Below are 18,240 nucleotides of genomic sequence, written 5' to 3' on the forward strand. Positions count from 1 at the left end.
CGATATCGGCGTGGCCCAGGACGGACGGTGCGCGGCGGGCGTACCGGCCGGCTCGGACGTCGGCCCGCCGGCCCAGGAGGGACGCTCGGTCGGCTCGGAGCGGGGCCTCCGGCGGCACGCTGGCCGGAGTCGTGGCCGGACGTTCGCCGGCCCAGGACGGGCGCGAGGGCCGGCTCCGGTCGGGTGCCGCCTCCGCCTCGGTGGCGATGTCGTACGCACGGGGCGGCTCGGCGGCCAGTGGCTCGTACGGACGCGTCGGCTCGGCCCGCACCGGCTCGTACGGCACGCTCGGCTCGGCGACCCAACCCGGCGCGGACTCGTCCCGCGTCGGCTGGTCGGACGGTTCGCCGTCCTGCCGGGACCAGGGTGGCGCCCACCCGCTGCCCCAGCTCGGGCGGTTCCAGCTGGGCCCGGACCAGTCCGGCTCGACGGAGGAGGGCTCGCCCGCGCGCCGGGTGTCGGCGGCGGGGCGTTCCGGCTCGGACTCGTCGCCACGTCCCGAGTCGGCCGACGCCTCCGGCGCGAGCGCTTCGCGCCGGGCGCGCGACCCGGCCTCCCGGTCGTCGACGGTCGAGCGGTCTCCGGTCGGCGCGTGGAGTCCGGGTGGCACTTCGAAGCCCGAGGCCGCCGTGCCGACGGGCGGCACCTGGATGGGCGCGGTGCCGGGCACACCGGGTTCGGCCCAGCGGGCGGCACGCGGCGCGGTGGGGTCGGCGGTCAGGTGCCGGGCACTACCGCTGTCGGCCTCTCCCGACCCCTGGTCGGCGGGGGCGCGGGGCGCGGGGCGGGCACCGCCAGGCGGCCGGCGCCCAGGTCGGGCCGGTCTTCGGCGGTCCGTCCGGGTGGCGCGCTGACCGGTGTCTGCCGACCGGACGGCGCACCCACGCCGTTGATCTCGGCGTCCCCGTGGTGGGTGCCGTCGACCACGCCGTCACCCTCGGCCTCGGCCTGGTGGACGCCGTTCATGTGGTGGCCGTTGACCCGGGCCGGCCGCTCGACGGCACCGGGCAGCCCGGGCAGAGGCGCGGGCAGGTCACCGTGTCTCGTCGAGGTGGTGCGCCAGCCGGACGCGGGGTCGGGCTGCCATCGTGGCGCCTGCTCCCCGGCCGCTTCGCTCTCGCCGGACGGTGACCACCCGCCCGTCGAGGGCGCCCACCCGTTGCCGGAACGACCCGGGTCGTCGTGCTGACCCGCTCCGTCACCGTGCTCTCCCGGGGTGGCGGCTCCGGGTTGCCCTGTTTCACTCACCGCGCGCTCCTTGGTCGCCCTCGCTGAGGCTACCGTGTGGGGAGAGTGGCGATAAGTTACAGCGGCGGGCCAATTCCACGACGCGGTCGGGGGCCGCCCCGGTCTGGGGGGAAAATGGCGGCTCGTACGAAGAACTCGGAGGATCCCATGACGGCTGTGGGGAACGGCGCACAGACCGCTGGCAGGCCCACGCGCCTGCCCCGCTCCGCGCGTCGTAAGCAGCTGCTCGCGGCCGCCCAGGAGGTGTTCGTCGCGCAGGGCTACCACGCTGCGGCGATGGACGACATCGCCGAGCGGGCCGGGGTCTCCAAGCCGGTGCTCTACCAACACTTCCCCGGAAAGATGGACCTCTACCTGGCGCTGCTGGACACCCACTGTGACGCCATCGTCGCTCAGGTGCACGAGGCGATGCGGGGCACCAGCGACAACAAGGAACGGGTCAGCGCGTCGGTCCGCGCGTACTTCGACTTCGTCGATCACGAGAGCGAGGCGTTCCGGCTCGTATACGAGTCGGACCTGCGCAACGACCCGGCGGTGCGGCAGCGGGTCGAGCGGGTCGAGCAGGGCTGCATCGCGGCGATCACCGACACCATCATCTCCGACACGGGCGTGAGCCGGTCGCACGCCGAGCTGCTGGCCTCCGGGCTGGTCGGCGCGGCGGAGTCGGCTGCCCAGTTCTGGCTGGCCGGCGGCCGGCAGGTGCCGAAGGCGGAGGCCGAGGCACTGGTCGCGGCGCTGTCCTGGCGGGGCATCGCGAGCTTCCCGCTGCAAGGTGAGTCAGCCTGACCGCCACCCCCGTGATCGGATAGCCTTCGCAGGGCGGTTATCGCCCAGTTGAGGAGGCACAGTGGAGGTCAAGATCGGCGTGCAGTACGCGCCGCGCGAGCTGGTAGTGGACAGCGCGCAGTCGCCGGCCGAGATCGAGCAGATCGTGACCGACGCCTTCGCCGGTAACGGCGGCACGCTCTCCCTCACCGACGAGAAGGGCCGGCGGGTCATCGTTCCGGTCGAGAAGGTCGCCTACGTCGAGATCGCCGAGGCGTCCCCCCGCGCGGTCGGTTTCACCGTCCGCTGACCGGTCCGGCCGTCGCGGCAGGTCGGCGTCGCGCCACCTGCCGCGGGCCGGTACCGCGCCAACGCGCCCGACGAGGGGCGCTCAGTTGTTCAGTCCGACGGCGGCCATCCGCGCGGTGTGCGCGGCGGTGAGCCGCGCGAAGAGTTCCGGCACGTCGATCCGCTCGGCCTGCGTGATCAGTGCGGTGAGCGGGGCGCGTTCGGCGGCGACGCGGCCGGCCTGGGACAGGGCCTCGCCGACCAGCCGCCGGGCCCACATGGAGAGCCGGCCGGCCACCCGTGGGTCGTCGGCGACGGCCAGCCGGATCTCGGCGGCGGCGAATTCCGCGTACCGGGAATCGTGCAGCACGTCGAGCACCAGCGCCCGGTCGGGTCCGTCCAGCGCGTGGCCGATCTCCCGGATGAAGTCGTCGGTGATGGCGTCGCCCACGTACGCCTTGGTGACGACCTCGGCCCAGTCCCGCGGCTCGGTGGAGTCGTGGTACGCCTGCAACGGCCGCACGTAGGGCGCCATCGCCTCCTCCGGCGGCACACCGAGCGCGGCGAGCCGGTCGGCGAGCCGGCGATAGTTGTCGATCTCGGCCGCGGCCATCTGGTCCAGCTCGACGCGCCGACGCAGGTCCGGCGCGAGTCGCGCGTCGGCGGCCATGCGTTCGAAGGCGAGCAGTTCACCGAAGGCGACCAGGCCCAGCAGGTCGGGGACGGCGGAACCGGCGGTGGACACGAGCGCAGGCTACCGCGTGTGACGCAGCTCACATTCGGTCCCCCCGCGTGGCGGCTGGCCGACCGGGAATCGGGACGTGAGCTTGCCTGTTCGGGTAGCATAGAGCAGTTGCCGCGGGCGCCGATCTGATCGAAGTCCAGCCTGCGGTGCGCGTGCGGCCCGGTCCGGCTCGGCAGTCTGCCCCCGACCGTGTGGCCCGCGTCATACCGACCGCGCCCTGAGGACATGACGGGGCGCACCCACGAGAGGGCACCCCCACATCCACATGAGCGAGCTGACTCAAGATCTGATGGACGGCCAGGAACTGGCCCCCACCGCCCCGGTCCGACCGGAGGCACCCACCTTCGCCGCCCTCGGCGCCCGCGACGAGACCGTCGAGGCGCTGGCCGCGGCCGGCATCACCCGCGCGTTCGCCATCCAGGAGTACGCGATTCCGATCGCGCTGCGCGGCGTCGACCTCATCGGCCAGGCGCCCACCGGCACCGGCAAGACCCTCGGCTTCGGCGTGCCGCTGCTGGAGCGGGTCTTCGCCCCGAGCGAGGGTGGCGACGGCGTCCCCCAGGCGCTTGTCGTCGTCCCGACCCGCGAGCTGGGCATCCAGGTCGCCAAGGACCTGGCCGCCGCCGGCCGGACGCGCGGCGTCCGGGTGCTGCCGATCTACGGCGGCGTGGCGTACGAGCCGCAGATCGACGCGCTGCGCAAGGGCGTCGAGATCCTCGTCGGCACGCCCGGTCGACTGATGGACCTGCAGAAGCAGAAGCACCTCCGCCTCGACCGGGTACGCGCGCTCGTCCTGGACGAGGCCGACCGCATGCTCGACCTGGGCTTCCTCGACGACGTCGAGAAGATCCTGGCGATGCTTCCGGAAGACCGGCAGACGATGCTCTTCTCGGCGACCATGCCGGACCCGATCGTCACCCTGTCCCGGCGCTTCCTGCGCCAGCCGATGACGATCCACGCCGGGCACACCGCCGAGACCGGGCCGTCGCCGCAGACCCAGCAACTGGTCTACCGCACCCACTCGATGAACAAGGTCGAGGTGGTGGCGCGCATCCTCCAGGCCGAGGGTCGTGGGCTGACCATGATCTTCACCCGTACCAAGCGGGCCGCCGACCGGGTCGCCGAGGACCTCGACTTCCGTGGGTTCGCGGTCGCCGCGGTGCACGGTGACCTCGGCCAGGGCGCCCGGGAGCGGGCCCTGCGCGCCTTCCGCGCCGGCAAGATCGACATCCTGGTCGCCACCGACGTCGCGGCCCGGGGCCTGGACGTCACCGGCGTCACCCACGTCATCAACTACGACTGCCCGGAAGACCAGGACACCTACACCCACCGCATCGGTCGTACCGGTCGGGCCGGGGCGACCGGCGTCGCGGTGACCTTCGTCGACTGGGACGACATGCCGCGCTGGCGGATCATCGACAAGACCCTCGGTCTGGAGATGCCCGAGCCGCCGGAGACGTACCACACCTCCCCGCACCTCTACACCGACCTGCACATCTCGACCGAGGTCAGCGGCACGCTGCCCACGGCCGAGCGGACCCGCGCCGGGCTGTCCGCCGAGATCGAGGAAGACCTCGGTGGCACCACCCGCTCGCGCCGGGGCGACAGCGGTGGCCGGGGTGGACGGCGCGGTGAGAGTCGTGGCGAGGGCCGGGGCGAGCGCCGTGGTCGGGGAGACGGTCGCCGCGACCGCACCGACGCCGGCACGCCGGCCGCCGAAGCACCCGCGGACGCCGCTGGCGACGAGGCCGCCCGTACCCCGCGCCGCCGGCGTCGCCGTCGGGCCGGCGAGACGGTGACCGGTGAGCCGACCGCGGTGATCGCAGCCGACGCGGCGCCGGCCGGGTCCGTCGACGCCGCCGAGGGCGAGGCCGCCAAGCCGCGCCGCCGCCGACGCCGCCGTGGTGGCGGTTCCGGCGAGGGTACGCCGGCCGAGGCGACCGCGGACTGACCCAGCGAGATCCATCCGACATCCCCCGCACCGCCTCGCGCGGTGCGGGGGATGTTCCCTTCTTCCCACCCCACCTGCCGAAGATGGAACGATGCCGCAACCACTGGATGCCGCCCTGACCGAGGTTCGGGCGCTGCTGCTCGACCCCGCGCTGACCCGGGCGGTCGCCGCCGGACGCCGTCGCGGCCGTCGCCCCACCGTCGAGCGGGCCGAACTGCGGCCGGTGACGCTCAAGGCCGGTCCCCGACTTCAGGTCACCACCTCCGACGGCGTACGCCCGTACACCCGCAATGTCGCTCCCGGTCCCGAGGCCGACGCGGCCGTCGACGAGCTCCTGGCCGAGCCCTTCGGCAACTGGCACGTGGAGACCGCCGACGCGACCCTCCAGCTCCGGGTGACCAAGTCCGGCGAGGCGCAGGTACACCGCGCGGCGACGGCCCGACCGGCGACGACACCGGGTGGGAACGACCGGGCGAAGGAGTACCTGCTCGATCCCGGCGACCCGATCTTCGCCGAGATCGGCGGCTCGGCGGCGAAACGCCGTCAGGTCGACGCGTTCCTGCGGGCCCTGGCCGCGACCCTGCCCGACGACCTGACCGGTCCGCTGCGGGTGGTCGACCTCGGCTGCGGCAACGCCTACCTGACCTTCGCCGCCTACCGCTACCTGACGGGCCGGGGGCTCGATGTCGAGCTGGTCGGCGTGGACGTCCGGGAGGACCAGCGCCGGCGCAACACCGAGCTGGCGCAGCGACTGGGCTGGGCCGACAAGGTCAGTTTCGTCGCCGGCACGATCGCCGAGGCCGTCGTCGAACCCGCCCCGGACCTGGTGCTGGCGCTGCACGCCTGCGACACCGCCACCGACGAGGCGCTGGCCCGCGCGGTGCGCTGGCAGGCCCGCTGGGTACTCGCCGCGCCCTGCTGTCACCACGACCTCGCCAAGCAGCTTCGCGCGCAGCCCACCCCGGCGCCGTACGAGTTGCTGACCCGGCAGGGCATCCTGCGCGAGCGCTTCGCCGACGTGCTCACCGACGCGCTGCGCGCCGGGTTGCTGCGGACGCACGGTTACCGGGCCGAGGTGGTGGAGTTCGTCGACTCCCAGCACACCCCCCGCAACCTGCTGATCCGTGCCCGCCACACCGGTGTCGCCGACCCCCGGCACACGGAGTACCGCGAGCTTGTCGACCAGTGGCAGGTCACGCCCCGGCTGGAGGTCCTCCTAACCGGCGATACGGGGTCCACCAGCTAGGGCCGACCTGCCGCGGGCCCGGGACTTCGCGAGAGGTCTCAGCGTCGGCGGTCGGCGCTGCTGCCCCGGTCCCGGCCGCCGGAACGGTCGAAGACCGACACCCGGTCTCCGCCGTTGCGCGTCGAGCGATCGTCGTCCACCGGGCTGCTCGGGAAGGGCACCACCTTCCCCGAGCTCTCGGCGTTGCCGGCGGCCGTGAACGCGTTCCAGGAGATGTCGACGAGCAGCTTCTTCGTCTCGGCGTGTCGGACGGCCGCGTTCTGCTGTAGCGCCATCCGGGCGCCCAGCACGACGGCGACCAGCGTGGTGGTGATCGCGCCGGTGGCGGCCAGCACGTGGGCACCGGTCGCCGCGTCGGTGCGGAGCACCAGGACCAGCAACCAGACCCAGAACCCGGCGGCGAAGACGCCGGCCTTGACGACGAAGAAGAGGCTCACCGCACCAGGCTGGTACGGCTGCGGACGGCGCGATTCGGCCATGGTGCTCCTCGGCGGTGGTCCGGGCGAACGCGGCAGGCGGGTGCGCCGTGCCGGGACGGGCACCGAGCTTAGTAGAAGAACGATGATGATCGCTCGGTACCGGTCCGAATACTGCCCGAGGTGGAGTCTCATCCGTGGGACAGTTTGTGCGGTCAGTCAGTGGTTTCCGATCCTCGGCGTACTACGCTCGGAGGCGCATCTTCCCAGTGCTCGGCCGGGAGGGAAAGACATACCGGATGGGTTCCGCAGACGTAACACCGCAGATGGCGTTCGCCCGCTTCGTCCGGCGGGCCATCGACGACGCCCGTGAGGAGCGCGGGTGGACCGTGACCGATCTCGCCGCGCACACGGGCGTGGGCCGCTCCACCGTGTTCCGTTGGCTCGCCGGTGACTGGCAGGACTATCCGGAACTAGCGAAGGTACGCGGCTTCTGTGCCGCCCTGGACCTGCCGGTGGCGGCCGCGTTCCGGGCTCTCGGACTGCCCGACGCGGGCCCCACGCCCCGACGCCGCAGCGACGACGGCCCGGTCGACGCCGATGTCCGCGCCATCCTGGACCGGCTGGCCGACCCCACCGTCCCGGCCGAGGAGAAGCACCACATCCGCGACCTCCTCCGCTACCTGGCCCGCCGCCCCACCCGCCGAGCCGGCTAACCCCCTCACCCCACCCGGGCCCCACCCCCGACCCCCGCGTTGATCATGAAGTTATTGCCACGCCACGCCGATGCGAGTGGCAATAACTTCATGATCAACGCACTGAGGGCGCGGGTGGGCCGGGGGCGGGAGGGGGTTAGGGGATGGTTAGGGTCAGTTCGGCGGTGTGGACCTTGGTGGCTACCTGGAAGTCCAGGTAGAGGCGGTAACGGCCGGGGTTGGGGATGGTCAGCCAGAACTTGACCTGACCGTCGGCCAACTCCGGTTCGGGATGCACGTGCAGATAGCCGAGGTCGCCTTCGCGCAGCGCCACCAGGTGCCCGTACGCGCCGAGGTAGCGCTCCAGCGCCGCGCCACCGCTCGGGCCGTCGATCCGGAAGGTCAGCGGCACCGTCACCCCGGCCTGCGGGCTGCCCTGGTAGCCGACCGTGAACCCGTCAACCGTCGTCGCGGTCGCCGGCGCGGGCAGCGGACGCGGCTGGTACGCGCCCGGCACCACCAGGTCCACGCCGAGGGTCACGGCGCTCTGGCCGCCGTTGTCGGCGACCGCGGTGAAGTCCGCGTACGCCCGCCAGACGCCGGGCTGCCCGAGGGTCATCGGCACCGACCAGATGCCGTCCGGCGTCATGGTCGGGTGCAGGTGCTGGTAGCCGGTCAGGTCCCGGCGTACCACAATGACGTGCATCGGCTTGTCGTGTACGACAGCGAAGCGGGTGACCGGTCGACGTTGCGCATCGCGTACCTCGAAGCGCAGTTGCCCGGTGCGGCCGGCCGGGAACTCGGTGGCCAGTGGCACCAGTGTGTATCCGCCCGAGCTGACCGACAGCCCGCCCGGCTCGGCGGCAACGCCCTGGTCAGCGCCGGTGACGGAGCCGTGGTCGTGAGCACCGGTGCCGGCCGGGTGGGTGTGGTCGGGGGTCAGCGTCGTACCGCCGGTGGTGCCGCCGCCGAGGCCGGTGCCGCCGTAGTCGTTGGTGCCGCCGTTCAGGCGACCGAGGCCGAAGCCGAGCAGGACGGCGAGCACCAGACCACCCACCACCAGCGCCAACCGGACCGTGCTCCGGTCGGGCGCACCGGCAACACCCGGAGCCGAGAAGGCCGTGGCGGCCGACCCGTCCGACAACGCCTCGCCCGCCCGGTCGGCGGCGACAGCGCTCGCGTCCGGCGGGGACGCCCCAGCCCGGTCGGCGGCGACGGTGCTCCCGTCCGACGGGGCCTCGCCAGCCCGGTCGGCGGCGACGGTGCTCCCGTCCGAGGCGGGTGCGCCCGCCTGGTCAGGCACCGCCGGCGTCCAGCTCATCCCGCCACCGTACCGTCGTGCCCAGTCGGTTCCGGTCGACGCCGGGGCAGCGTGGCGGCCGTCGCAATCCGCCCGGCCCGGGAACTTTCCGCGCGCCGCCGTTGACCGGCGCTCACGGACGACTCAGCCGGCCACGGCGAGCGCGAGCGGGAGCACGTCGGGAGCGCCGGCCCGGCGGAGTTCCCGGGCGAGGATCGCCATCGTCCAGCCCGAGTCGACCAGGTCGTCGACCAGCAGCACCGGCCCGTCCAGCGCGGCCAGCGCGTCGGCCAGTTCGGGCGGTACGGAGAAGGCGTCGTGCAGCGCGCGTACCCGCTGGGCGCTGTTGCCGCGCGGCCCGCTGGGGCCGTCCGGGCCGGTCGCGGTGACCGCGCCGAGCAGCGGCAGCCGGCCCACGGCGGCGATCCGCTCGGCCAGGGAGCCGACCAACCGGGGCCGCCGGCGGGACGAGACGGCGACCACCGCCACCGGCCGGCGGGGCCACGGGTCGTCGCCGTGCGCCCAGGCCTTCAGCACCTCGACCACCGCGCCGGCCACGTCGTCGGGTACCGGCACGTCGGGCGACTCCGGGCCGACCAGGGCCCGCAGCCGACCGCCCCACCCCAGGTCGGAGAGGCGGCCGACCGCGCGGCCGGCCAACGCCTGGTCCGCCGGGGCGATCCGACCCTTGAGGGGTACGCCCACCGCGTCCAACCCGGTCGGCCAGAGCTTCTTGGGCGCGATCTGGACGCCGGGCCGGCCCAGGAAGGTCTGCGCGGCGGCGAGCGCGGCCGTCGACATGTCCGCGTCGAACAGCGGGCCGGCGCACCTGTCGCACCGGCCGCAGTCGGTCGCCCCGGTGTCGTCGAGGCGCTCCCGTAGGTATCGCATCCGGCAGTCGCCCGTCGACGCGTACTCCCGCATGGCCTGTTGCTCGACGGTGCGCGCCTCGGCGACGCGGCGCAACCGGGCCTCGTCGTAGACCCAGGGCTCACCGGTGGCGAGCCAACCACCGCGCACCCGGCGGACCGCGCCGTCCACGTCGAGCACCTTGAGCATCAGCTCCAGGCGGGCCCGGCGCAGGTCGACGAGGGGTTCGAGGGCCTGGGTGGAGAGCGGCCGGTCGGTGTGCAGGGCGGCCAGCACCGCACGGACCTGCTGCTCCGGCGGGAACGCCAGCGAGGCGAAGTAGCGCCAGATGGCGGCGTCCTCGACGCCGGGCAGCAGCAGCACCTCGGCGTGTTCGACGGCGCGGCCGGCACGGCCGACCTGCTGGTAGTACGCGATCGGCGACGGCGGCGCGCCGAGGTGGACGACGAAGCCCAGGTCGGGTTTGTCGAAGCCCATGCCGAGCGCGCTGGTGGCGACCAACGCCTTGATCTTGTTGTCGAGCAGGTCCTGTTCGGCGGCGCGCCGGTCGGCGTCGTCGGCCTGGCCGGTGTACGACGCCACCGGGTAGCCCCGCGAGCGCAGGAACTCGGTGGTCTCCCCCGCCGCCGCGACGGTCAGCGTGTAGACGATGCCGGAGCCGGGCAGCTCGTCCAGGTGGTCGGCGAGCCACGCCAGCCGGTGCGCGGGGCTGGGCAGGTCGAGCACGCCGAGGCGCAGCGACTCACGGTCCAGCGTCCCGCGTAGGACGAGCGCGTCGCCCAGTTGCTCGGCGACGTCCTGGGTGACCCGAGTATTGGCGGTGGCCGTGGTGGCCAGCACGGGCGTGCGCTCGGGCAACTCGGCGAGGAACGTCCGCAGCCGCCGGTAGTCCGGCCGGAAGTCGTGCCCCCAGTCCGAGACGCAGTGTGCCTCGTCGACCACCAGCAGACCGGTCGTCGCGGCCAGCTTCGGCAGCACGCCGTCGCGGAAATCCGGGTTGTTGAGGCGCTCCGGGCTGATCAACAGGACGTCCACCGCGCCGGCCTGGATCTCGGCGGTGATCTCGTCCCACTCGTCGAGGTTCGCCGAGTTGATCGTGCGCGCGCGGATGCCGGCGCGGGCCGCCGCCTCCACCTGGTTGCGCATGAGAGCCAGCAGCGGCGACACGATGACGGTCGGGCCGTGCTCGCCGCTCCCGCCGTTCTGCTCGCGGGCGCGGAGCAGCGCGGTGGCCACGAAGTAGACCGCCGACTTGCCCCAACCGGTGCGCTGCACGCACAGCACCCGGCGTCGGTCGACGACCAGCGCCTCGATGGCCCGCCACTGGTCCTCACGCAGGCGGGCATGCTCACCGGCCAGCCGACGCAGCACCGCCTCGGCCCGCTCCCGTACCGCCACCCGCTCGTCGCCCATCCGGCATTTCTACCAGCGCCGTCCGTCAGAACCCCGGCCCACGCGGGAGGTGCCGGTCACGATCCGCTTGTTCGCGCCTCGTCGGGCCGGGACGCCGGGGGCAGGAAGAGCAACAGGTCGCGCAGCGGCTCGGTCGCGCTGGGAGGCAGCAGGCAGCGCGACGCGAATTCCTCCATCGAGGCGTACGGGCCGCGCAGCCAGCGGTCCACCACGATCTGCCGGCCCTGCTCGGACGTCAGGCCGGGCAGGGTCGTGAGCACCTGCTCCGGGACCGCGTTGACGTCGACCAGACCGCCGTCGTCGAAGGTGCCGGGCAGGTCGGGTCGACCGAGTCCCAACTCGGCACGGGCCGCCGGGTAGTGGTAGAGCAGGTAGCGGGAGTGCTCCCGGCGGATGCGCCGCTCCTCGTCGGCGCGACCCCGGGCGCTGTCCGGTCGTCCGGTGATCGCCGCCCAGAGACCACGGCTGAGCAGCACCACGTGCACCGCCCCGGCGAGCCAGGTGATGAGGGCCAGGCCGAGAAAGGTCACGGCCTGCGGTCCGGGCACCTCGGCGTCCGGACTCTCGACGTCGAGCATGACCACCTCGACGACGAGCAGCGCCAGGTAGCCGAGACCGGCGACCGCGAGACGCCAGCTCCGGCGCCACCCCGCGTACGCCAGGATCACCAGCCAGGTCAGGCACCCGAACGAGAGCAGGACGAGCACCGTCCCGAGGATCGTGACCGTCCTGCTCGCCCAGCGCGGCGTCTCCCGCCGAGTGGGCTTCGTGGGGGCCGCCGGAGGTGGCAGGGGCACGAGCGCGGGGGGAGGCGGCACAGACAGGGCGGACGGCGATGCCGGGCCGGGCAGGGAGGGGAAGAGACCGACGGGGGCGACCACCGACGTTGCCGGTCCGGGCAGCGTGGTCGCCGGCCGCGAAGACTCCGGTCCGGGCACCGGGGCTGCCGGCTGCGGTGTCTCCGGTGCGGGCGCCGTGTTCGCCGGCTTCGGTGTCCCCGGTGCGGCGGTGCGCTGCGCCTGTGGTTGGACGGTGCGCTGCGCCTGGGGTTCGGCGGGGCGTTGCGCCTGGGGTTCGGCGGTGTGTGGGGTCGCCGCCAGGGTCGGGTCGGAGCGCAGGATCCGCCGGTGCAGTTCCTGCAACGCCTCGCCCGGCTCGATGCCGTACTCCTCGCGGAGCAGGTCGCCGAACTCCCGGTAGGCGGCGAGCGCCTCCGCCTGCCGCCCGCTGCGATACAGCGCGAGCACGAGTTGGTGTCGCAGCCGTTCCCGGACGGGGAACTCGGCCACCAACTCCACCAGCTCACCGATCGTCTCGCGGTGCCGTCCGAGGTCCAGCGTCAACTCGGACCGGGTCTCCAACGCCACGGCCCGTAACTCCACCAGCCGCTGCCGGGCCGCCTCGAAGATCGGCCCGGCGAAGCCCGTGAACGGCTCGCCCTGCCACAGGTCCAGGGCGGCGGCCAGTTCGGCGAGCGCATCGTCCGTACGCCCGGTCGTGTGTCGCTGGCGGGCGGCCTGCACGCCCCGTTCGAAGCGGACAGCGTCGACCGCCTCGGGGTCCACCCGCAGCGAATAGCCGGCGTCGGTCAGGCTGAGCACCTGTCCCGGCGTACGGGGAGACCGGTCCGGTTCCAGCACCCGGCGCAGTCCGGCCACGTACTTCTGCACGACGTTGGGGCCGTTCGCGGGCGGGTCTTCCGGCCAGACCGCGTCGACGATCTGCCCGGTGGACACCGGGCGGCCGCCGGCGAGCAGCAGTACGGCGAGCACCGCCCGCTGCTTGGCCGGACCGAGGTCGATCTCCCGCTCGGCGTACCAGGCCCGCTGAGGCCCGAGAATCTCGAAACGCAGTTGGCCTGACATGCGCGTTCTCGCTCCTGACACCCCCGGGACCGCCGGACGGCAGTGCCCGGCAGCCGGACGGCAGCATATCGGCAGCCGAACCGCCGTGCCGGCCGGCAGCATCCTCGTCGGCAGAAGCCACGCAGCGAGAAAGAGACAAGCGATGACACAGGCAACGGGCACCGCCGGCACCATCCGACGGACGGTCGGTACGGTCGCCGCCGTGCTGGCCGCGACCACCCTGCTCGCGGGTTGCGCAACGGAGAGCGAACCCACCGCGACGCCACCGAACAGCCCGTCCGCCAGCCCGAGCGTCAGTCCGAAGGACGCGCTCCTCGCCGCCGTCCCGGACGGCACCGAGGGGGCGTTCCGGTTCAGCGGCAAGGACGCGTCGAGCACGATCGACGGTCGGATCGACCCGGCGTCCGAGGGATTCGAAATCAACATGGTCATGCCGCCGGACGACGGCGTCGTGGTGAAGATGTCGTTCCTGGTGATCAAGGACCAGAACTGGGTGAAGGCGAAGTTCAGCGGCCGTCCCGGCCTGCCGAAGTTCCCCGACAAGTGGATGAAGCTGGACCGCACGAAGCTGACCGACGCCGCGAGCATCCCGACGTTCGACGGTGTGGACCAGGGCAACGCGGGTCCGCTGATCCAGGCGGCCACCGAGGTGCAGGAGAAGAGCCCCGGCCAGTACGTCGGTTTCATCGACGTGAGCGCCGGGGAGGCGGCGAAGGCACTGGAGGACGGCGAGGCGGCGGCCCTCGGCGAGGCGGGCAAGAAGGTGCCGTTCACGGCCGTGGTCGGTGCCGACAAGCACCTGGCGTCGCTGACGCTGAAGATGCCGGCCGCCGGTAAGACCAAGGCGTACGACTACGTCGTCAAGTACGCCGACTACGGCAGCGCGCCGAAGATCACCGCGCCGACCGGCGCCGCCGCCGTGAAGGCACCGGCAATGGCGTACGACCTGCTGAACGGCTGATCCACAACGGGCGGCGGCCACACGGGGGGCCGCCACCCTCTCCCTCCCTGTTGATCAAGAGGTTCGCGTCAGATTCCGGCCGGATTCTGACGCGAACCTCTTGATCAACGCGGTTGGGGGGTGGGGGTGGGGTTAGCGGCCTAGGACTGAGCCGCCGTTGACGCCGAGGACCTGGCCGGTCACGTAGCCGGCGGCCGGGCTGGCGAGGTAGCGGACCGCCTCGGCGATGTCGTCCGGCAGTCCGGGACGCTTGACGAGCGTCTCCGCGACCCGCTTCGCGTACCCCTCGGGGGTCATCCGGTCGCCGAAGAACTCGGTCTCGGCGACGTAGCCCGGGCTCACCACGTTGACCGTGATCTGCTCCGGACCGAGCTGTGCCGCCAGGGTGTACGCCCAGCCGTGCAGGGCCGCCTTCGCCGCGGCGTACGCGTCAGCACCACCCCGCTGCGCGGCGATCGAGCTGACCAGGATCACCCGCCCACCGGGTCGACGCAGTGCCGGCCGCAGCGCCTCGGTCAACAGCACCGCGGTGAGCACGTTGGCGTCCAGGTTGGCCCGCCAGTGTGCGGCGATCCCGGCCAGCGTGTCGGTCTCCCCACCCAGGTAGCCGCCCGCGTTGTTGACCACCGCGTCGACCGCCCGACCGTCGACCGCAGCCAGGACCCGGTCGAGCTGCTCCGGGTCGGTCAGGTCCGCGGTCACCGGGGTGACCGCGTCCGGCCGTCCACAGTCGACGCCGATGCGCTCGGCGGCCGCCGCCAACACGTCCGCCCGCCGCCCGACGACAAGAACGTCGTACCCGTCCCGAGCGAGCGACCCCGCGATGGCCGCCCCGATCCCGGTCCCACCCCCGCTAACCACCGCAAGCCGCGATCCCATGCCCTACCTCCCCATCCCAAACCCATCCCCGAACCGGTCGATCATGAAGTTATCGCCATCCGGCACGGCGTGTCGTGACGATAACTCCATGATCGACCGGGTTCAGCGGCCGGGATACGGCCGGCGGTCAGGGGCTGGAGGTGGGGCGGCGGAGGGATTTGGTCAGGGCGGTCAGGCGGGGGGCCAGGCTGGTCAGGCCGCCGGGGAAGAAGTACACCGCCAGGATGAAGACCGTGCCGAGGACGAACAGGGGCTGGCTCAGCGGGTGGCTGAGGACGGCCGGCAGGTTGTCGACCGCGTCGCTCGTGCCGAAGGCGGTGAGCCGATGGTCCAGGTACATGTAGAGGACACCGCCGAGCACCGGTCCCCACCGGGTGCCCGGTCCGCCGAGCACCACCATGACCAGCAGCGAGAGGGTCAGCTCGGAGGACGTGATGTGCGGCGACGCGCCGCCGACGATCAGGACGTAGACCACCCCGCCCGCCGACGCCAACCCGCCGGCCAGGGTGAACGCCACCAGCTTGTAGCGGTACGGGTCCAGCCCGAGCACGCCGATCCGTCGCTCGTCGTCGCGCAGCCCGGCGAGGACCCGCCCGGTCGGCGACCCGCTGACCCGGTGCACCACGAAGACCACCAGCGTCAGGTACGCGAGCGCCAGCCAGTACAGGTTGACCGTGTTCGTCACCCCGACCAGCCCGGCGGGCAGCCCGGACACGTCCAGCGGTAGGCCCTCCTCGCCGCCGGTGAGCCCGCCGAAGTCCCGGGCCACCAGGATCGCCCCGACCTGCGCGAACGCCAACGTGACCATGGCGAACGCGATGCCCACGGTCCGCAGGGCCACCGCGCCGAGCAGCGCGGCGAGGATCGTGCCGCCGGTGACGGTCAGCAGCGCCGCCTGCCATAGCGGCAGTCCGGCCCGGGTGACGAGGATGTCGGTGCCGTACACGCCGGCCGCGAAGTAGAGCGCGTGCCCGAACGAGAGCATCCCGGTCCGGCCGAAGAGCAGGTCGTACCCCGCCGCCAGCCCGCCGAAGATCAGGCAGATGGCGAGGATCTGCAGGGTGCCGGGCGAGTTGACCGGCCCCTCGAAGATCCCCGGCAGGGAGATCGTCGAGTACGGCAGGATCGCCAGCACCGCCAACGCGACGAGCGGCAGGAACGGACGGACCCGGTGCCACCGCCCCCGCTGCGGGGTCAGCTCGTCGGGCACCTGCGCGGGAGGCGCGTCGATCACCGTCATGCCGTTGCCACCTTTCCGGCGATGCCCTGCGGGCGCAGCAGCAGCACCACGGCCAGCAGCCCGACCACGCAGATGTCGCCCAGCCCGGACGTGCCGTAGTAGTTGACGAACTGCTGCACCAGCCCGACCACGACCGCCGCGTACGCGGAGCCGACCACCGAGCCCATTCCGCCGATCACCACCACGATGAACGCGAAGATCAGCAGCGAGCCGCCCTGGCCGGGCGAGACCGTGCCGAAGTAGACCCCACCGAGAGCCCCGGCGAGCGCGGCAGCCGCCCCGCCGATCGCGAAGACCAACGTGAACGCCTTACGGACGTCGATGCCGAGCGCGGTCACCATCTCCCGGTTCTCCACCCCGGCCCGGATCACCAGGCCGTACCGGGTCCAGCGCAGGAACGCCAGGATCGCGCCGAGCACCAGCACTGCCGCGATGATCAGCAGCAGGCCGCCGTTCGGCACCTGCGCGCCGAGGATCCCGGTCACCTGCCGGGTCCAGTCGGGGCGCGGGAACGGCCGGGCGTCGGCGCCCCAGGTGGCCTGGAGCAGCGCCACCCCGGCCAGCGACAGACCGACGGTGACCAGCACCTGCTCGATGGTGCGGGAGTAGAGCGGCCGGATCAGCACCAGCTCGACCAGGACCGCGACGAGCGTGCCGGCGGCCACCCCGAAGGCGACCGCGAGCACGAAGCCAAATCCGTCGCCGCCGGCGCCCGGCAGGTTGCCCGCCGCCCACCAGGTGCCGTACGCGCCGACGCCGAGGAACAGCCCGTGCGCGAAGTTGAGCACGTCGGCCAGACCGAACACCAGGGACAGGCCGGACGCGACCAGGAAGTACAGCGCCGCCAGGCCCAGCCCGGTCAACGCCAGCAGGATCACCGTGCTCATCAGTGGTTCACCTCCGCCGAACCGACGCCCAGCAGCGACTTCGTCAACGCGGTCTCCAACAGCAGCTCACGGGCGTCGCCGGTCCAGGCCACCTTGCCGGCGGCGAGCACGACCGCGTCGCGGGCCAGCCGGCGTACGACGGCCAGGTTCTGCTCGACCAGCAGCACCGGCACCGACTCCGCGACCCGCTCCACCACCTCGGCCACCTCGGTCACCACCTTCGGCGCCAACCCCTTGGTCGGCTCGTCGACCAGCAGCAGCCGGTTGTCGTTGAGCAGCACCCGCCCGATCGCGAGCATCTGCTGCTGCCCGCCGGAGAGCGAGCCCGCCCGTTGGCGTCCGCGCCGGTCCAGCTCCGGGAAGAGAGCAAAGACCTTGTCGTACGCCGGGGTGGTGCCGCGCCGTTCGGCGAGCCGCAGGTTCTCGGCGACGGTGAGGCCGGCGAACACACACCGGTCCTCCGGTACGTAGCCGAGCCCACCGCGGACCAGCCGGTGGGTGGGCCGGGCCAGCAGGCTCTGCGCGCCCATCCGGATGGTGCCGCGCACCTCCCCGGCGGGCGGGGTGAGGCCGACGATCGCGCGCAGCGTGGTGGTCTTGCCGACGCCGTTGCGACCGAGCAGGACGGTCACGCCGGTCGGGGCGACCGTGAAGGACACGCCCTGGAGGATGTGCAGCCCGGAGATCCGGACCGACAGGTCCTCCACGGTGAGGATCGGTTCCATTAGAGGGCCTCCCCCAGGTACGCCTCTTGCACGGTGGGGTTGGCCATCACCGTCTCCGGGGTGTCGCAGGCCAGCAGCGCGCCGTGGTGCATGACGGCGATCCGGTCGGCCAGCTCCAGGATGACGTCCATGTGGTGCTCGACCATCAGCACCGACCGACCGCTGTCGCCGGTCAACGACTTGATGACCGTCACCAGCTCGGGTACGTCCTCGGCGCTGACCCCGGCCATCGGCTCGTCGAGCAGCATCACCCGTGGTTCACCGGCGAGCAGCAGGGCGATCTCCAACTTGCGCTTCTCGCCGTGGGCCAGGGTGCCGGCGAGCGCCGTACCCCGGTGGGCGAGGCCGACCCGGTCGAGCGCCGCGTCGGCGGCGGCGGCGACCTCCCGGTCGGCCGCCGCCCGCCGCCACAACGCCATCGAGCCCCCGCGGTACGCCTGCACGGCGAGCCGGACGTTCTCCCGCACGCTGAGCGAGCCGAAGACCGAGGACGCCTGGAAGGTACGGCCCAGACCGAGGCGGGCCCGCCGGTGCGGCGGGAGCCCTCCGATGTCCTGCCCGTCCAGGGTGATCCGGCCCTCCGTGGCCCGGCGCAGGCCGGTGATCAGGTTGAACAGTGAGGTCTTGCCGGCGCCGTTCGGCCCGATCACGCCCAGGAACTCTCCCGGCGCCAGGTCGAGGTAGACGCTGTCGACGATGGCGACCTCACCGATCCGCCAGGTCAGACCGCGGGTGGCGAGCATTTC

The 18,240-nt window shown here is 73.0% G+C and carries 17 protein-coding genes; 6 read left to right on the forward strand and 11 right to left on the reverse strand.

What is annotated here, in order from left to right:
* Positions 1-717: 717 nt before the first annotated feature.
* Positions 718-1,248, reverse strand: a complete 531-nt coding sequence (locus ACQP0N_RS29630; RefSeq protein ID WP_433115657.1) for a hypothetical protein — start codon at positions 1,246-1,248, stop codon at positions 718-720.
* 147 nt (positions 1,249-1,395) lie between these two features.
* Between ACQP0N_RS29630 and ACQP0N_RS29635 the strand changes: the two genes are divergently transcribed.
* Both ACQP0N_RS29635 and ACQP0N_RS29640 read left to right on the forward strand, forming a co-directional pair.
* Positions 1,396-2,034, forward strand: a complete 639-nt coding sequence (locus tag ACQP0N_RS29635) for a TetR/AcrR family transcriptional regulator (protein WP_396799799.1) — start codon at positions 1,396-1,398, stop codon at positions 2,032-2,034.
* Between the two features lie 61 nt (positions 2,035-2,095).
* The gene (locus ACQP0N_RS29640; protein WP_179781071.1) at positions 2,096-2,323 is read left to right on the forward strand and encodes a DUF3107 domain-containing protein; all 228 of its coding nucleotides are present in this window, start codon (positions 2,096-2,098) and stop codon (positions 2,321-2,323) included.
* An 81-nt stretch (positions 2,324-2,404) separates the two neighbouring features.
* Here ACQP0N_RS29640 and ACQP0N_RS29645 read toward each other — a convergent pair whose 3' ends face one another.
* Positions 2,405-3,046: a ferritin-like fold-containing protein gene (locus ACQP0N_RS29645; RefSeq protein ID WP_433115659.1), complete on the reverse strand. Its 642-nt coding sequence runs from the start codon at positions 3,044-3,046 to the stop codon at positions 2,405-2,407.
* Between the two features lie 265 nt (positions 3,047-3,311).
* On the opposite strand from ACQP0N_RS29645, the gene ACQP0N_RS29650 reads away from it, so the two are divergent.
* Both ACQP0N_RS29650 and ACQP0N_RS29655 read left to right on the forward strand, forming a co-directional pair.
* On the forward strand, positions 3,312-4,997 hold the full coding sequence (locus ACQP0N_RS29650) for a DEAD/DEAH box helicase (RefSeq protein WP_433115661.1): 1,686 nt from the start codon (positions 3,312-3,314) through the stop codon (positions 4,995-4,997).
* Positions 4,998-5,088: 91 nt separating this feature from the next.
* The gene (locus ACQP0N_RS29655; RefSeq protein WP_433115663.1) at positions 5,089-6,243 is read left to right on the forward strand and encodes a class I SAM-dependent methyltransferase; all 1,155 of its coding nucleotides are present in this window, start codon (positions 5,089-5,091) and stop codon (positions 6,241-6,243) included.
* A gap of 38 nt (positions 6,244-6,281) precedes the next feature.
* Here the strand turns inward: ACQP0N_RS29655 and ACQP0N_RS29660 are convergent, their stop codons facing one another.
* Positions 6,282-6,722 (reverse strand): hypothetical protein, encoded by a 441-nt coding sequence (locus ACQP0N_RS29660; protein ID WP_433115664.1) that lies wholly within the window; start codon positions 6,720-6,722, stop codon positions 6,282-6,284.
* A 236-nt stretch (positions 6,723-6,958) separates the two neighbouring features.
* Here ACQP0N_RS29660 and ACQP0N_RS29665 point away from each other — a divergent pair, with 236 nt between their 5' ends.
* Entirely contained in the window at positions 6,959-7,375 is a 417-nt protein-coding gene (locus tag ACQP0N_RS29665) for a helix-turn-helix domain-containing protein (protein ID WP_355053372.1), read from the forward strand.
* A gap of 136 nt (positions 7,376-7,511) precedes the next feature.
* Here ACQP0N_RS29665 and ACQP0N_RS29670 read toward each other — a convergent pair whose 3' ends face one another.
* From ACQP0N_RS29670 to ACQP0N_RS29680, 3 genes are all read right to left on the reverse strand, one after another.
* Positions 7,512-8,675, reverse strand: coding sequence for a hypothetical protein (locus tag ACQP0N_RS29670; protein WP_433115666.1), 1,164 nt, complete (start codon positions 8,673-8,675; stop codon positions 7,512-7,514).
* A gap of 123 nt (positions 8,676-8,798) precedes the next feature.
* On the reverse strand, positions 8,799-10,937 hold the full coding sequence (locus ACQP0N_RS29675; RefSeq protein ID WP_433115668.1) for a DEAD/DEAH box helicase: 2,139 nt from the start codon (positions 10,935-10,937) through the stop codon (positions 8,799-8,801).
* 56 nt (positions 10,938-10,993) lie between these two features.
* Positions 10,994-12,802: a BTAD domain-containing putative transcriptional regulator gene (locus ACQP0N_RS29680; protein WP_433115670.1), complete on the reverse strand. Its 1,809-nt coding sequence runs from the start codon at positions 12,800-12,802 to the stop codon at positions 10,994-10,996.
* A 142-nt stretch (positions 12,803-12,944) separates the two neighbouring features.
* On the opposite strand from ACQP0N_RS29680, the gene ACQP0N_RS29685 reads away from it, so the two are divergent.
* Complete coding sequence (locus ACQP0N_RS29685; protein ID WP_433115672.1) at positions 12,945-13,763, forward strand: hypothetical protein; 819 nt, start codon at positions 12,945-12,947, stop codon at positions 13,761-13,763.
* Between the two features lie 132 nt (positions 13,764-13,895).
* Here ACQP0N_RS29685 and ACQP0N_RS29690 read toward each other — a convergent pair whose 3' ends face one another.
* The 5 genes from ACQP0N_RS29690 to ACQP0N_RS29710 form a co-directional block, all read right to left on the reverse strand.
* The gene (locus ACQP0N_RS29690) at positions 13,896-14,642 is read right to left on the reverse strand and encodes an SDR family NAD(P)-dependent oxidoreductase (protein WP_433115674.1); all 747 of its coding nucleotides are present in this window, start codon (positions 14,640-14,642) and stop codon (positions 13,896-13,898) included.
* 127 nt (positions 14,643-14,769) lie between these two features.
* Positions 14,770-15,882, reverse strand: a complete 1,113-nt coding sequence (locus ACQP0N_RS29695) for a branched-chain amino acid ABC transporter permease (RefSeq protein WP_433115676.1) — start codon at positions 15,880-15,882, stop codon at positions 14,770-14,772.
* Positions 15,879-16,769 carry a branched-chain amino acid ABC transporter permease gene (locus ACQP0N_RS29700; protein ID WP_433115678.1) on the reverse strand — a complete coding sequence of 297 codons (891 nt, stop codon included), beginning with the start codon at positions 16,767-16,769 and terminating at the stop codon, positions 15,879-15,881. Before ACQP0N_RS29700 ends, ACQP0N_RS29695 begins: the two co-directional genes overlap by 4 nt.
* Positions 16,769-17,494 (reverse strand): ABC transporter ATP-binding protein, encoded by a 726-nt coding sequence (locus tag ACQP0N_RS29705; RefSeq protein WP_433115680.1) that lies wholly within the window; start codon positions 17,492-17,494, stop codon positions 16,769-16,771. The genes ACQP0N_RS29700 and ACQP0N_RS29705 overlap by 1 nt, the downstream gene beginning before the upstream one ends.
* Positions 17,494-18,237, reverse strand: coding sequence for an ABC transporter ATP-binding protein (locus ACQP0N_RS29710; protein WP_433115682.1), 744 nt, complete (start codon positions 18,235-18,237; stop codon positions 17,494-17,496). The genes ACQP0N_RS29705 and ACQP0N_RS29710 overlap by 1 nt, the downstream gene beginning before the upstream one ends.
* Positions 18,238-18,240: the final 3 nt, after the last annotated feature.

Origin of the sequence: Micromonospora sp. CA-246542 (genome assembly GCF_050942905.1) — a bacterium.
Lineage (GTDB): Bacteria > Actinomycetota > Actinomycetes > Mycobacteriales > Micromonosporaceae > Micromonospora.